General features: G+C 65.4%; 15 protein-coding genes and 1 pseudogene. 10 read left to right on the top strand and 6 right to left on the bottom strand.

Features of this window, described 5'->3' with window-relative positions; all coding sequences use genetic code 11:
* Positions 1 to 185 precede the first annotated feature (185 nt).
* Together AB0J47_RS01165 and AB0J47_RS01160 are read left to right on the top strand one after the other, a co-directional pair.
* Positions 186 to 1,559, top strand: a complete 1,374-nt coding sequence (locus tag AB0J47_RS01165) for a glutamine synthetase family protein (RefSeq protein WP_364339096.1) — start codon at positions 186 to 188, stop codon at positions 1,557 to 1,559.
* A gap of 1 nt (position 1,560) precedes the next feature.
* Positions 1,561 to 2,616: an amidohydrolase family protein gene (locus tag AB0J47_RS01160; protein ID WP_364339094.1), complete on the top strand. Its 1,056-nt coding sequence runs from the start codon at positions 1,561 to 1,563 to the stop codon at positions 2,614 to 2,616.
* Here AB0J47_RS01160 and AB0J47_RS01155 read toward each other — a convergent pair.
* Entirely contained in the window at positions 2,613 to 3,347 is a 735-nt protein-coding gene (locus AB0J47_RS01155; RefSeq protein ID WP_364339091.1) for a thioredoxin domain-containing protein, read from the bottom strand. The two genes, AB0J47_RS01160 and AB0J47_RS01155, sit on opposite strands and share 4 nt — an antisense overlap.
* 166 nt (positions 3,348 to 3,513) lie before the next feature.
* On the opposite strand from AB0J47_RS01155, the gene AB0J47_RS01150 reads away from it, so the two are divergent.
* Positions 3,514 to 4,737, top strand: a complete 1,224-nt coding sequence (locus AB0J47_RS01150) for an RtcB family protein (protein WP_364339088.1) — start codon at positions 3,514 to 3,516, stop codon at positions 4,735 to 4,737.
* Positions 4,738 to 4,786: 49 nt separating this feature from the next.
* On the opposite strand, the gene AB0J47_RS01145 is transcribed toward AB0J47_RS01150, so the two are convergent.
* Entirely contained in the window at positions 4,787 to 5,269 is a 483-nt protein-coding gene (locus AB0J47_RS01145; RefSeq protein ID WP_364339086.1) for a hypothetical protein, read from the bottom strand.
* 292 nt (positions 5,270 to 5,561) lie between these two features.
* On the opposite strand from AB0J47_RS01145, the gene AB0J47_RS01140 reads away from it, so the two are divergent.
* Together AB0J47_RS01140 and AB0J47_RS01135 are read left to right on the top strand one after the other, a co-directional pair.
* On the top strand, positions 5,562 to 7,718 hold the full coding sequence (locus AB0J47_RS01140) for an ATP-dependent DNA helicase RecQ (RefSeq protein ID WP_364339084.1): 2,157 nt from the start codon (positions 5,562 to 5,564) through the stop codon (positions 7,716 to 7,718).
* A 259-nt stretch (positions 7,719 to 7,977) separates the two neighbouring features.
* Positions 7,978 to 8,136, top strand: coding sequence for a hypothetical protein (locus AB0J47_RS01135; protein WP_364339082.1), 159 nt, complete (start codon positions 7,978 to 7,980; stop codon positions 8,134 to 8,136).
* A gap of 28 nt (positions 8,137 to 8,164) precedes the next feature.
* On the opposite strand, the gene AB0J47_RS01130 is transcribed toward AB0J47_RS01135, so the two are convergent.
* The 4 genes and pseudogenes from AB0J47_RS01130 to AB0J47_RS01115 form a co-directional block, all read right to left on the bottom strand.
* The gene (locus AB0J47_RS01130; protein ID WP_364339080.1) at positions 8,165 to 8,374 is read right to left on the bottom strand and encodes a hypothetical protein; all 210 of its coding nucleotides are present in this window, start codon (positions 8,372 to 8,374) and stop codon (positions 8,165 to 8,167) included.
* Positions 8,375 to 8,437: 63 nt separating this feature from the next.
* Positions 8,438 to 9,018, bottom strand: a pseudogene (locus tag AB0J47_RS01125) (hydrolase).
* A 22-nt stretch (positions 9,019 to 9,040) separates the two neighbouring features.
* Entirely contained in the window at positions 9,041 to 9,214 is a 174-nt protein-coding gene (locus AB0J47_RS01120) for a hypothetical protein (protein WP_364339078.1), read from the bottom strand.
* Complete coding sequence (locus tag AB0J47_RS01115; RefSeq protein WP_364339076.1) at positions 9,211 to 9,651, bottom strand: MarR family transcriptional regulator; 441 nt, start codon at positions 9,649 to 9,651, stop codon at positions 9,211 to 9,213. The genes AB0J47_RS01120 and AB0J47_RS01115 overlap by 4 nt, the downstream gene beginning before the upstream one ends.
* Before the next feature lie 124 nt (positions 9,652 to 9,775).
* Between AB0J47_RS01115 and ligD the strand changes: the two genes are divergently transcribed.
* The 5 genes from ligD (at position 9,776) to AB0J47_RS01090 (ending at position 14,988) form a co-directional block, all read left to right on the top strand.
* Positions 9,776 to 10,732, top strand: a complete 957-nt coding sequence (gene ligD / locus AB0J47_RS01110) for a non-homologous end-joining DNA ligase (RefSeq protein WP_364339074.1) — start codon at positions 9,776 to 9,778, stop codon at positions 10,730 to 10,732.
* Positions 10,733 to 10,888: 156 nt separating this feature from the next.
* A complete protein-coding gene (locus tag AB0J47_RS01105) occupies positions 10,889 to 11,845 on the top strand; it encodes a D-isomer specific 2-hydroxyacid dehydrogenase family protein (RefSeq protein ID WP_364339071.1) in 957 nt (318 codons plus the stop codon).
* Positions 11,846 to 12,072: 227 nt separating this feature from the next.
* Positions 12,073 to 13,059: an alpha/beta hydrolase gene (locus AB0J47_RS01100; protein ID WP_364339069.1), complete on the top strand. Its 987-nt coding sequence runs from the start codon at positions 12,073 to 12,075 to the stop codon at positions 13,057 to 13,059.
* Between the two features lies 1 nt (position 13,060).
* Positions 13,061 to 14,023 carry an SDR family NAD(P)-dependent oxidoreductase gene (locus AB0J47_RS01095; protein ID WP_364339066.1) on the top strand — a complete coding sequence of 321 codons (963 nt, stop codon included), beginning with the start codon at positions 13,061 to 13,063 and terminating at the stop codon, positions 14,021 to 14,023.
* A gap of 2 nt (positions 14,024 to 14,025) precedes the next feature.
* Complete coding sequence (locus AB0J47_RS01090) at positions 14,026 to 14,988, top strand: ferritin-like domain-containing protein (protein ID WP_364339063.1); 963 nt, start codon at positions 14,026 to 14,028, stop codon at positions 14,986 to 14,988.
* Positions 14,989 to 15,017 lie beyond the last annotated feature (29 nt).

Below are 15,017 nucleotides of genomic sequence, written 5' to 3'. Positions count from 1 at the left end.
GCCATCCCGACCGCACCACGAGCGACTCATGTATTTACCTCTCGAGGCGAAAACCAGCTGGTCCCGACAGGTCGATCATAAGCCGCGACGACGAGAGCAGTGTGCCGTCCAACGAACTGGCCGCGCAGCGACGAGCTAGCCCGAGTCCGTCCCGAAGCGGGCGAGGGCGGATTATCTTGGGACTCATGCCCACCATGCCGGATCGGATACCGGCCGAGGGTGCCCATGATGCGTTGATCGGGCACCTCGAGGCCCATATGGTTGCTCTGACTTTTGTGGATAATGCCGGGATAACCAGGGTGAAGACGGTCCCGAAGGCGCGGTTGGCGCAGGCCGCCAGGTTCGGGATCGGGGTTTCGCCTTGTTTCGAGACCTTCACCTTCGACGATCTGATGTCCGTCGGGCGATATCTGGGCGGCCCCGATGGTGATCTGCGGCTGATTCCCGATCTGACGCGATTGACCGAACTCGCTTGTCAGCCGGGGTGGGCCTGGGCGCCCGCCGATAAGTTCAGCCAGGACGGCACTCGCTTCGTCGGCTGTCAGCGCGCCTTCGCGACTCGGCAGGCCCAGGCGGCCGAGAATGCCGGACTGCGGCTGTCGATGGCGTTCGAGACGGAGTGGTCGGTCGGGCGCGGGGATATCGAAAACGATTTCGTCCCAGTAATATACGGGCCCGCCTACAGCATGATCCGATTGAGCCAGGTGGGCGAGTACGCCAGCGATCTCGTCGCGGCCCTGGAGCGACAGGAGGTCGCCGTCGATCAATTCCATCCGGAATACGCACTTTCGCAACTGGAATTGTCGGTCGCACCCAATGATCCGGTCGCGGCGGCCGATGACGCGATCCTGGTCCGGCACACCATCCGGCAGGTGAGCGCGCAATACGGTTGGCGCGCGCTGCTCGCGCCGTGTATCGAGCGGGGTGGAGCGGGTTCCGGTGCGCACCTGCATTTTTCGCTACACGACGACGAAGGACCGCTGTTGGCCCAGGGCGAGGGCCCCTATGGCATGCGCCGCGCTGGCGAGGCGTTCCTGGCCGGTGTGCTGCGGGAACTGCCCGCGCTGGTCGCGGTCGGCGCGGGCAATCCGGCGAGCTTCCTCCGGCTGCAACCTTCGCGATGGGCAGGGATCTGGCAATGCTGGGGTAGGGAGACGCGGGAGGCGGCACTGCGCTTCATCACCGGCGTGCGGGGCACCGAGGACTGGGCGGCCAATGCCGAGGTCAAGTGTTTCGACGCGACCGGTAATCCGTATCTGACCGTCGGTACGGTCATTGCCGCCGGACTCGCCGGTGTCGCCGAAGAACTGCGGTTGCCCGCCGAAATCACTGGCGACCCAATGGGATTCGATGCCGAACAACTCATGCTCTCGGGTGTGCGGCGGTTGCCGACAAGTTCGATGGAGGCCGCCGACGCACTCGCGGAATCCAAGGTGCTCGCCGATGCACTCGGCGTCGAATTGCACGATGCGCTGCTCACCGTGCGCCGCGCCGAGGCAGAACGCTATCGGGATATCAGCCCGGCCAAGGTGGTCGAGATGACCCGATGGCGGTTCTAGCGTGCTCACCGATGGTGTCGCGCTGACCGATCACCATTGTCACGGCGTCGTCGCCGCGGATCTGGACCGCCCTGGCTTCGAGCGACTGCTCGGTGAAGGGCAGCGCGGCAGCTTCGATTCGGCGATCGGTCTTGCGGTAAGGCGTTGGTGCGCACCGGTTCTCGACCTGGAGCCGCATGTCGATCCGGAGCGTTACATCTCCCGCAGGGCCGAGCTCGGTTGGCGGGCAGCGACCACCCGACTGCTGCGCGCCTCCGGCACCACCCGATGGTTTCTCGATACCGGATTCGGCGGTGGCCGAGCGGAATTCGCCGCCCTCGCCCCTGGTAAGGTGCGTGAGATCATCCGGCTCGAACAGATAGCCGAACAGGTGATTACCGAAGTCAGCACCGTGGCAATGCCTTTCGAGGATATCGAAACCACATTGCGTAGTCGGGCCCGAAATGCCGTCGGCCTCAAGACAATCGTGGCCTATCGTTATGGTCTGAACTTTCCCGTCACCGATACCCTGCCGTCGACGGTCATCCACGAACTGCGCCTCACCGATCCGGCAACGCTCGGCTGGCTGGTCGGACTCGGCGCGCGCATCGGCGCGGAGCTCGGCCTGCCGTTGCAGTTCCACACCGGATTCGGCGACACCGATCTGCGTCTCCAGCACGCCGATCCGCTGCTGCTCACCGACTTCCTGCACGCCACCGCGGGCTCCGGACTATCGGTCATGCTGCTGCACTGCTGGCCGTTCCACCGCAACGCCGCCTACCTCGCGCACGCCTTCGACCATGTGCACCTCGACCTCGGCCTGACAATTCCCTACGTGGGACAACGCGCCGCGGCGGTACTCGGCGAAGCGCTCGAACTCGCACCGTTCCGGTCGATGCTCTACTCCTCCGACGGCTACGGACTCCCCGAGCTGCACTACCTGGGCGCACTGCTGTGGCGGCGCGGCCTCGGCCGCCTGCTGGACGAATGGATCGCTGAGGACGCCATCACTCTGGCTGATGCCGAAGGGCTGGTCATAGCGATCGCCCACGGAAACGCCGCGCGCACCTACCCCTAGCGCGCGGCCGCGATGGCGGCCTCGAGTCCGTTCGACAGCTGGCTGGAATCGAGTTTCTTACCGTTGACGAAGACGGTCGGGGTGGCATTGACATCGCCGTTGAGCACCCGCTCGGTCTTGTCATGGACATAGCTGTCGTAATTGCGATCGGTAATGCACTGAGCGACCGACGGGTCGGTGTAGCCCGCGTTCTTGGCGATCTCGACGAGTTTGCTGTCGGACAGGCCACTGCCGCCCTCGGCGGGCTGCTGTTCGAACATCGCGGCGAACCAGCCTTGATACTTCGAATGGTCTTGTCCGGCGACACAAAACGATGCGTTCGCGGCGCGCGAGGAGTACTCGGTGCTCGACGCACGGTCCAAGAATGCGATGACGTCGTATTCGACGATCGCCGTTCCGTTCTCGGCGGCGTCCTCGAGGGTCTTGGCGTTGCGTTTCTCGAATTGTTTACATGCGGGGCACTGCAGGTCCGCGACCACGCGAACGACGACCTTCGCATTCGAATCGCCGACGCGCACGGTGCCGGCGGCGGTCACGCCCGCCGGGGTATTCCCGGCGGTGGCGGCTGTCGCGACACCGGTAATGACGCCGCTCTTCTGCACCGTAACCACGCCGACCACGCCCACGACGACGAACAGCAATGCGGCGACCACCACCAGAATGACGACAGTGCGGTTGCCGGACCGCGACGCCGGCGGTGGACCCGACCATCCACCCTGAGGGATGCTCACCGTGCTTCACCACGCTTTCACTCGTCGAACTTTCCGCCCCGCACGATAGCGGTTGTGGAGCGCGGCGTCCTCGTCCGGTAATGGCCAACCGATAATGAAGTGCGCATGGACCTGCGGGAATCTAGCGTTGATGGGGAACAGACCGAAACGAGAAAGGAACCTTCCCATGTTTCCCGTCGAGCTGCGCGGTACCAGGGCGCAGACGCTCATGTGGGCCAACGAGCACGAAATCGAGCAGGCCGCGCTGCGGCAGCTGCGGAATATCGCGCAACTGCCATGGGTCCACGGCGTCCGCGTCATGCCCGACGTGCACCTCGGGAAAGGTGCGACGGTCGGCTCGGTGATCGCTATGCGCGATGCGGTCGCGCCCGCGGCCGTCGGAGTGGATATCGGCTGCGGCATGGAGAGCGTGAAGACCGACCTCACCGCCGCCGACCTGCCGGACAATCTGCATTCGCTGCGCTCACACATCGAGGCTGCGGTGCCGGTGGGGTTCCAGGCGCATAAGGATGCGGTCGATGTCGCGAAGCTGGGCGCGCAGTTCGCCGCCTCACATGGCGAGCTGGCAAAGCACGTCAGCGGCTGGGGGCGTTTCTGGTCCGAGTTCGGCTCACTGAATCCGGGCGTACAGGCGCTGGAGTCCAAGGCGCACAAGCAGATCGGCTCGCTGGGCGGCGGCAATCACTTCATCGAAGTGTGTCTGGACGAGCACGATTCGGTGTGGATCCTGCTGCACTCCGGTAGCCGCAATATCGGCAAGGAACTCGCCGAACGGCATATGACCGTCGCGCGCGCACTGCCGCACAACAAGGACCTGCCCGATCGCGATCTGGCGGTATTCCTTTCCGGCACACCGGAAATGGAAGCCTACCGGCGCGATCTGACCTGGGCGCAGGAATACGCCGCACGCAACCGCGCGGTCATGCTGTCACTGGTATGCGGTGCCGTGCGCGCGGAATTCGCCGGACGCGAGGTGCGTTTCGAGGAGCCGATCAGTTGCCACCACAATTATGTGGCGGAGGAGGAGATCGACGGCGTGCCGATGCTGGTGACCCGTAAGGGCGCGGTGCGGGCCGGCGCAGGTGATCTGGCGTTGATTCCGGGTTCGATGGGCACGCGCTCATATGTGGTGCGCGGCAAGGGAAATCCCGCCTCTTTCCAGTCCGCATCGCACGGTGCCGGTCGGCGGATGAGCCGGAATGCGGCGAAGCGGCAGTTCACCGTCGCGGATCTGATCGCGCAGACCGAGGGCGTGGAATCGCGCAAGGATGCGGGTGTGGTCGACGAGATCCCGGCCGCGTACAAGGACATCGACGAGATCATTGCCGCGCAGAGTGATCTGGTGGATATCGTCGCGACGTTGCGTCAGGTGCTGTGCGTGAAGGGCTGAGACCTGGCCGAATTGCGGTGAGCACTACCGTAATTCGGCCTGGACGTATTCAGCGCCGCCGCATCGTGCCCGCGACGCCCGCACCGAGTAGCAGCACGCCGAGGATGAAGGGGAAACCGCTGGTCACCCAGGTGATCAGCGCTTGTCGCATCTCATCGGACAACAGCGGTAGGTCGTCATGAATGATTCGCCAGGTATCATCCGGGAACAGGAAATACACGAAGCCCGGCACCACACCCCAGACCAGTCCGGCCAGCACCGTCCCGGCCGGTGAGTACGCGGCAAGGGCGGCCACCAGAAGTAGCAACAGCGCCCCACCGACGATCTGGAATGTCGATCCGGCCCGATTTGCCGCGGACCCGAGGATGACCCACTGCCGGGTATCCAGCGCCGCGTGCGCGGCGAGTCCGATCCCGACCGGCGTCACCACCAGGCCGACCAGAATGCCGAAAACGGTGCGCCCGAATCCACCGGTACTGCGGAATTGGGCGCCGGGCGGAGACCAACCCGGCGGCGGATCGTAGTTGGTCATCGCTACCTCCTGCGGGGTCCCACGGTGCGGAGCAATCGTCTCACCCGATTGCCCGTTGCCCAGCGATATTTCGTCTTTTCGGCCGCTGTGCCCGCAGGTGTCACCGGCGAGCTGTATGCCCACCGCTATCACGGGCGTGTCGCCGCGCCGTCGGAACGTTTCGTCGCGAATCCGTGCGGTGCGCCGACCCGGCGGCGCTGGAGGTGTCTACCGGTAGAGCCTTTCGTCGAACGGATACCGTGCGGCACGGCCGTTGCTGTCGATGTCGGTGGCATCAGGCACGATGGAGCGCATGACCACCGCGGCCGGTACTTCAGCGATCGACCTCACCGCACCTGACCTGCGGGAACGGGCCGAGGAGTTACTGCGCGACCTCGCTGGCCCCCAGGCGGAACTGCGCGAGGATCAGTGGACGGCGATCGAGGCGCTGATTGTGCAGCGGCGGCGGGCTCTGGTGGTACAGCGCACCGGCTGGGGTAAGTCGGCGGTGTATTTCATCGCGGCCAAGTTGCTGCGGCGGGCGGGGCGCGGGCCGACGGTGATCGTGTCGCCGCTGCTGGCGCTGATGCGCAACCAGGTCGCGGCCGCCGAACGAGCGGGCGTCGTCGCGGCGACCATCAACTCCGGCAATGTCACCGAATGGGATGAGATCCACGATCGGGTAGCCGCGGGCGAGGTGGATGTGCTGCTGGTCAGCCCGGAGCGGCTGAACAATCCGGACTTCCGCGACCAGGTATTGCCCAAGCTGGCCGCCGACGCCGGACTGGTCGTGATCGACGAGGCGCATTGCGTCTCGGACTGGGGTCACGACTTCCGACCCGATTACCGCCGCATTCGCACCCTGATCGCCGATCTCGGCTCCGATGTGCCGGTACTCGCCACCACCGCGACCGCCAACGATCGGGTGGTCACCGATGTCGCCACCCAGATCGGCACCGACTCTGCGTCCGCCGACTCCGTCGGCCTACCACCCCCATTGGTGCTGCGCGGCACCCTGGATCGCGAATCACTGCACCTGTCGGTGGTGCACTTCGACGACGCCGTCGAGCGCACCGCATGGCTCAGCGGACACCTCGACAAACTGACCGGTTCCGGCATCGTCTACACCCTCACCGTCGCCGCCGCGCACGACCTCGCCGATGTGCTGAATTCGCACGGACATAATGTCGCCGCCTACACCGGGCAAACCGATACCGCCGAACGCGAGGCACTGGAGGCGGCGCTGCTGAACAACGAGGTGAAGGCACTCATCGCGACCTCGGCGCTCGGCATGGGTTTCGATAAACCCGATTTGGGTTTCGTGGTGCACGTCGGCGCACCGTCCTCCCCCATCGCCTACTACCAGCAGGTGGGTCGCGCCGGTCGTGGCACCGATCGTGCCGAGGTGGTGCTGCTGCCCGGTCCGGAGGACGCCAGGATCTGGAGCTACTTTGCCTCCGTTGCCTTTCCGCGCGAACACATCGTGCGCTCGGTACTCGACGCACTGGATTTCGACCGGGCCATGTCGACCGTCGCACTAGAGCCCATGGTGGAGCTGAACCGCTCGCGACTGGAAATGGTGCTCAAGGTGCTCGATGTGGACGGCGCCGTGCGGCGGGTCCGCGGCGGCTGGATCGCCACCGGACAGCCGTGGGTCTATGACACCGAGCGCTATGCACGTCTCGCGGCTGCCCGCGAGGTCGAACAGCAGGCGATGATCGACTATCAGCGCACCACCGGCTGCCGGATGCAATTCCTGCGCCGCCAACTCGACGATCCCGGCTTGCCCGCACTCGAGGCCAACGCCCCCGGCTGCGGCCGCTGCGACAACTGCACCGGCACCCGCCTCGATACCACCATCGACTCCTCGGCCATCGCCGCGACCCGCGCCCGACTCGACCGTCCCGGCCTAGATCTCGCCCCGCGTAAGCAGTGGCCCACCGGGATGGCCAAACTCGGTATTCCGTTGTCCGGCAAGATTACCAACGGCGCCGAGACCGGACGTGCGCTCGGTCGGCTCACCGATCTCGGCTGGGGTCAGCGCCTGCGCGCCCTGCTGGACGCGCCCGATGATCCGGTTCCGGATGCGGTCTTCGACGCCTGCATCGCGGTGCTGCGCGAATGGAATTGGACGACCCGCCCGACCTCGGTGATGGCCCTCGAATCACATCGCTATCCGGTGCTCAATGCCACCCTCGCCGCCCGCCTCGCCGAGGTCGGCCGCCTGCGTGACCTCGGTACCTTGCAACTGCGTCCGGACCGGCCGCCGGTCTCCGCCGCGAACTCGGCCCACCGGGTAGCGGGGCTGTTCGACTCCTGGCTGATCCCGGATCTGGGTTCGGCGGACGGTCCGATCCTGCTCGTCGACGCGCTCTCCGATACCGGCTGGACGCTGACTGTGGCCGCTCATGCACTGCGCAACGCGGGTGCACCGGCGGTCTTGCCGTTCGCACTCGCCACACAGACCTAGTGCCCCTCCGGATACGTTGCCGCGCATTCAGGTCCGGCTAGCTCGCCGAGCGCAGTCGAAACGCTGCACGACACGCCCCGCGGCACAGCCATGTGACTGCACTCGACGGATCTCGATACCTCAGGAGCTATCTGGACAGCACTGGTACCTCGCACCGGCTACGTCCGGGAGCGTGGTGTTCGCCGATCGACAACTAACAAACTGGCGAATATTTAGCTAACCGACGTTTCGGACCGGAATTATCGGTCACGATATGCCCATGTACTCGAACCTGCCCGCAAAAAGGCTGTTGGAAGAGGTCAAAGCGCGGTACGGCTCGGCCGAGGCATTCTTCGAATCCTTGGACAACCTGCGCATCGACCCGATAGCCGACACCATCGAGCTACCACCTATGCCGGAGCTGCGCGAGCCCGACTGAGCCTGCGTGGGTGGTCACCGGCCGCGCCCTACTGACGTGCGTCCGGTAGTCGAAGCGTGGGCGGGTCCGGCTCGATCCGTTTGGTGTCGCTCAGTCGGTCGTCCGGCGGTATGGGCCGGCGCGGCTCGCGGACGCCCGCGGCGCCGCCACCGGCCCCGCCCGGACCCCGGCCACCGCCCGCGGGCACCGCGCCCCGACCGAATAGTCGCCGAATCGCTCGCATCAGCTTGGTCATCATCTCGCCAGTGTGCGCCCGTTCGCCCCGAATGGCATCGGTGTTCACAACCGGCGAAGCCGCGGATCAGCGGGTCGCGGCGAGCAGTTCGATGATCTCGGCGGTACTGCCGGTTTCGCCGAGGCGCGGGAAGATCTTGCCGACGCTGTGCCGATGGGCCTCGGCATCGGAGTCGGTCATGGCGTCGGTGGCCAGGGTGACAGGTAGCCGTGCTCGTGGGCAGCGCGGGCGGTGGATTCGACGCCGATGCTGGTGGCGATTCCGGCGAGCACGATCTGGGTGATGCCGCGTCGACGCAGTTGCAGATCGAGGTCTGTGCCGTAGAACGCACCCCAGTTGCGCTTGGTGACGTGGATATCCTCCGGATGACCGGTGAGGTCGTCCACGATCCGGTCCCAACCCGCGGGCGGATTTCCGCCAGGGAACGTAAATTCGTTGCGCCCCTTGACTTGATCGGCACCATCGGGCGCGAACGAGACGCGAACAAGTACGACCGGCAGGCCGTGCTCGCGGAAGGCGTGGGCAAGCGCGGCGGAATTCTCGATTACCGCGGCGGCAGAATGTGGTTGGCGCGGTGCGGAGACGATGCCGTGCTGAAGGTCGATGACGACCAGGGCGGTGCGTTCGTCGAGCGTAGTAACCGGCATGGGCAACCCTTTCTGAGCTGAATTACGTTCGTATCCGACCGCGGCGCACCGAACGCCCGATCGGCACCAGCGCCACCGCGGGCATGGAGAAGTTGATCGGATTCAGGATCGAGCCGAGGATCATCGGCTCGATCCGCCGGTGATCGAATCCTTTTGCGTCAGCGGCTGATTCGGAGTGCTCTTCGACAGCCGTCATGATTGCGCCACATCGTCGAGCAGTGCCAGGGCCTCGAGGATGGTGCGCCGCTGCGCCTCGGTATACCGCTCGTGCAGTGTGCGCGCCAACCACTCCTGACGCACCTGTCGATCGCCCTTCAGTCGCTCAACGCCCGCATCGGTCAACGACAGCAATTGTCTGCGCCCGTCCGTGGGATCCGGACGACGCTCGACGAATCCGTAGCGATCCAGCGCCGCGACGGTGATTGCCATCGACTGCGGCCGCACCCGTTCGGCCGCCGCCAGATCACTGGTGGATGCCGCACCGTCTCGATCCAAGCGACTCAATACCGCCGTCTGCGACGGTGTGAGGTCGTCATCGGCGGCCAGTTCGCGCATGCGCCGCCACAGTCGGCCGAGGACAATCCGCACCTCACTGGCGGCTCGGACGGCCGATTCGGAAATCTTCTCGTCCATGTCATCGACCCTAGTTTATTCAGTCTCACCTGTACAGTTCCACCTGCATAGTTTGGCTGTATATCACCCCGGATATCACTCGGGATACCCACGCCGGACCTACCGAGCCGTTATCGTCGGACGGGTGGCCAGTAAGTCCGCGTCGCCCGCTGTCGAACTCGATGTCGGCGACCGCACCGTCCGCATCTCCAACCCGGACCGGATCTACTTCCCGGAGTCCGGCGCGACCAAGCTCGACCTGGTGCAGTACTACCTGAGCGTCGGCGACGGCATCGTCCGCGCGCTGCGGGACCGGCCCTGCATGCTGCATCGGTTCCCCAAGGGGCTGGCGGGTGACAAGGTGCATCAAAAGCGGCTGCCCGCTGGCGCGCCGGACTGGATCCCGACCGTGCGCGTCTTCTTTCCGCGCTATGGCCGACACGCGGACGAACTCTGCGTCGACAAGCTGGCCGATGTCATCTGGGCGGTGCAGATGTCCACGGTCGAGTTCCATCCGTGGAACTCGCGGCGCGATGACACCGAGCGACCCGACGAATGGCGCATCGACCTCGATCCGATGCCGGATTGCCCGTGGTCACGGGTGCAGCGAGTCGCGGGCGTCGCGCAGGAAGTGCTCGACGAGTTGGGCGCGGTCGGCTGGCCGAAAACCTCCGGCGGCAAGGGTTTGCACATCTATGTGCGCCTCGCGCCGGAGTGGGGCTTCGCCGATGTACGCCGGGCGGCACTGGCCTTCGCGCAGGAGGTCGAGCGCCGCGCACCCGACGATGTGACCACTACCTGGTGGCGCAAGGATCGCGATCCGAAAATGCTGTTCGTCGACTACAACCAGAACGCTCGCGACCACACCATCGCCGCGGCCTATTCGGTCCGTGGCGTCCCGGAGGCGACGGTGTCCACGCCGATTCGCTGGGATGAGATACCCGACATCGACCCGCGCGACTTCACCATGAAAACGGTCCCTACGCGCTTCGCCGAATTCGGCGATCTGCACGAGGGCATCGACGAGGCGGTGTTCCGCATCGACCAACTGCTGGAGTGGGCCGACCGCGACAATCTGGACGTCGATCTCGACGAGGACTGACCGCCCACACACCATTTGTCGCGGCTACACATCCGGTGTACAGGGCTGTTTGCGAGCTCGGGGTGCGCGGGTCAGGCGGGCACATGGTGTTACGGTTCGCTAAGGAGCATCCGCAGGCGCCGTGCCAGTGGTTTTGCCCGGGACAGGAGGTCGTCCATGAGCCCCGCCGAGGTTCCGGTGCCGGTTGCGATCGGACCGTCGATGCCCGCGCCGACGCTATTGCGCAAGGCGGTGGTCGAGGGTGGCGCGACCGTCGCGGATCTAGCTCAGGCCAGGGCCTTGATCTGGGCGGGCGGTCCCGGTGAATTCCCGGACGAGTTGCCAGCGTCCATCGAATGGGTGCAGTTGCCCGCGGCCGGTGTCGAGGACTGGTTCACCGCGGGCATTCTCGCGCGGCATCCGGAGGTTCGATTCACTTCCGCCGCAGGCGCTTTCGCCGCGAGTGTGGCCGAACACGCGCTGATGTTGCTGCTCGCCGGGGTCCGGTACCTGCCGGAACACCTGCGGGCAGGCAGTTGGCGACAATACGATTTCTTCCCGCATGTCGGCACACTGCACGGTAAGACGGTGACCATCGTCGGTGCGGGCGGAATCGGGCGCGCACTGATTCCCATGCTCGTCCCGCTCGGCGCGCACATCGTCGCCGTCAACCGCTCCGGCCGCCAGGTGACCGGGCCCGGAATTCCAGATACCGTCGAAACACTTCCGGCCGAACATCTCGCGCGCATCTGGCCGCGCACCGATCACGTAGTGATCGCCGCCCCCGCGACGCCCGAGACGAAACACCTGGTCGGAGCCGAGGAACTGGCCCGATTGAAGCCATCGTCCTGGGTGATCAATGTGGCGCGCGGCAGCCTCATCGATACCGACGCACTGGTGGCCGCACTGGCCTCCGGCGCGATCGGCGGCGCCGGCCTCGATGTCACCGATCCCGAACCGCTGCCGGACGGTCACCCGCTCTGGGTGCTGCCGAATGCCATTGTCACACCACATGATTCGAATCCACCGCAGCTGCGACTCGCGGCTTTCGCGGACCACGTCGGCGCGAATGTGCAGCGCTTCACCACCGGACGCGCTCTGCTCGCGCCGATCGATACCGAACGAGGTTACTGACCATTGCGGATCGGAGCCGATTGGTGTCGGCTTCGGCGACAGCACTGGTGAGCCGCGGCGCGGCTCCCACTGATCCCCGCCCACCGCGGCAGCGTTGAGGGACGAAACGCCATGCCGCCAGTGAGCCCTTGGTGTGGATCTTCAGGAGACAACTGCCACGCACCGACAAGAAGCCTGCCTTAAATGTGCCATTGACAACTGGCACATTCATGCCTGACGCTTAGCTCATGACAAGGTCAACGAGGACCTCGGTCCCCGACGTTGCGACGGTGCCCTCGGCACGGTCCAGACTCGCTGCCGCGGCATGCGAGATCGGGCTGCGGCCGCTGAACAATGCGGTACCTCTGAACGCGCCGGGAGTGTGGTTCGCACGCAAACTGATCGCGACGATCATGGCCACGGCGGGTCCGCCGCCGCGTGGCATATCCGTCGTCCAGGTCAGGTCCGGAGCTGTCCGCGGTGAATGGGTCCGCGCACCCGGCGTGGATTTCGGACAGCGCGCCATCTACTACATCCACGGCAGCGGCTACGTCCTCTGCTCGGCTCGCACCCACCGCGGCCTGGCCGCACAACTGTCCGAGAAGACCGGACTGCCGGTCTTCCTCACCGACTACCGGCTCGCGCCGGAGCATCGGTTTCCGGCCGCCGCCGATGATGTCGAGGCCGGATACCGCTGGCTGCTCGACCGCGGTTTCGCGGCACAAGACCTGGTGATCGCCTGCGATTCGGCGGGCGGGCATCTGGCACTGGATCTGCTGATCGAGAACGACCGCCACGCCCGGCCGCAACCCGCCGCCGTCGCGATGTTCTCCCCGCTGATCGATCTCACCTTCGGTTTGGCCACCGAACAGGAACGGCGGCAACGAGATCCGGTGATCTCAGCCCGCGCGGCCAGCCGACTTCCCCATGCTTACACTCGCGACCTACCTGCCGACGAACCGCGCCTGCGGCTACAAATTCCGCCAGGTATGGCCATGCCGCCGCTGCTGATCCAGGCGGGCGGGGCCGAAATGCTCGTTGCCGACGCCCGACATCTGCACGCGATGGTGCGCGATGCGGGCGGCGACTGCGCACTCGAGATCTGGCCGGGCCAGGTGCACGTCTTCCAGGCGCTGCCGCTACTGGTGCCGGAGGCGGACAAGGCATTGGATCGGGCCGCCGAATTCCTGCGTACCGCACTGATTTCCCAGACCGTCACGAAGAAGGTGAGCTGACATGTTCGGACTGGAAAGGCTCATCCCCGTGGGGATCCGACCGCGCCGCAGCTATGGCGCCCGCGCGGTGGTTACCGGAGCGGGCAGCGGCATCGGCCGGGCCTTCGCACTCGAAATCGCCGAGCGAGGTGGACAGGTGATCTGCGCCGATATCGATGAATCCCGCGCCGACGAGACCGTCGCCCTCATCGAGCGCGACCATCCCGGTGCCGCGCATGCGTTCCGCTGCGATGTTTCGCGACGTGAAGACGTGGAAGTCCTTGCGCGCTTTGCCGAAACGCTCTTCGAGCGCCCGGTCACGCTGGTGGTCAACAATGCCGGTGTCGGCATCGGCGGAAAGCCGGTCGGCGAAATCGGTTTCGACGACTGGGAGTGGGCACTCGGCATAAACCTGTGGGGTGTGGTGCACGGATGCGAGATCTTCGCACCGCAACTGCGCGCCGCCTGTGGTGGCGGGAGCGACGGGCCCGGCGGCGGTAGCTCGCGCGGACGCCCCCATCAACACAGCAGCGGAATCATCAATGTCGCCTCGGCGGCCGCCTTCGCCGCCGCACCATCAATGGCGGTCTACAACGCGTCCAAGGCCGCGGTGCTGTCGCTTTCGGAGACCATGGCCGCCGAAATGAGCGGCACCGGAGTCGCGGTCACCGTGCTGTGTCCGACCTTCGTCAAGACGAATGTCGCTCGCGACGGCCGCATTACGCCGCAATCAGCCCGACTGGCCGACACCCTCATGCGCCTGACCGGCTTCTCCCCCGACAGCGTCGCACGCACCACCCTCGACGCCCACGACCGCGGCCAACTGTATGTGCTACCGCAACTGGACGCGCACCTCATCTGGCGGCTCAAGCGCTATTTCCCCGCCCAGTACACCTTTGCCCTCGGTCTCCTGGATCGGCTACTGCCACAGGAGGACTCGACCATCACGGACCGGTCTTCGGTCTCCGATAAGACGGGAGTCTGATCATGGCCAACGCTGACCGTTTCGAGCGAACCGCAAGCGATCGCCACGCTATGGATTTCGACGATATGCTCCGCAAGATCAAGGATCGCCAGTGGGCGCTGGCCGATATCGACTGGGATGCGCCCGGCGCGGAAACGATTTCACCCGATCTGCACGCCAAACTCAAACCGTTCATGGCCGATCTGATGTGGATCGAGAATGTCGGTGCGCGCGGCTTCGCCGCCATGGCGAAGAAGGCGCCCAATGAGACGCTGCGCGAGATCTACCGCTATTTCCACGCCGAGGAGCAAAAGCACGCCAACGCCGAACTCGCGCTCATGCGGCGCTGGGGCATGCTCGACGGCGACGAGATTCCGCAGCCGAATGTCAACGTCAAACTGGTCATCGACTTCCTGGACCAGTACTCCGACGATATGTCGCTGTCGTTCCTCGGCACGGTGATCCCGATGCTGGAGGTGGCGCTGGATGGTGCGCTGATCAAGTTCATCATGGACGAGATCGAGGATCCGATCTGTCAGGAGGCCTTCAAGAAGATCAATGCCGATGAATCCCGGCATCTGGCCGTGGATTTCGCGGTAATGGATCTGCTGGGGCACGGGCAGATGCGCAAGCTGCTCATTGATCTGGTCGGCGGCTGGACCAAGCCGTCGCTCATCATCGGCGTGCTGAGCTATGTGCCGCTGCTGAACAAGATGCGCGACAACATTGTCGAAATGGGCGTCGACGAGGAGAAGCTGTACGCGGCGATGAAGCGCTACGCGAATGTCGGCGAGCGCAGCGAGTTCGCGCGCAGGCTGCCGATGTATCAGATCGTGAAGAGGCACGCCTTCTGGGTGGTCAATCGCGGCCACCCCTATCACCTGCTGGCCGACGCACTGGTCAAGATCACCGCCCGGGTGCCCGAGCGGTTGTTGCGCCCGCAGCCGACCTGGTCCAAGGAACTCACCTACGAGCCCGCGGCATGAACAAGGAACAGATGGATATGGCATCGCGC

This window comes from Nocardia sp. NPDC049737 (genome assembly GCF_040674755.1).
Classification (GTDB): Bacteria; Actinomycetota; Actinomycetes; order Mycobacteriales; family Mycobacteriaceae; genus Nocardia.
The sequence above is the reverse complement of the archived record's forward strand: the minus strand, read 5'-3'. Positions and strand labels throughout refer to the sequence as shown.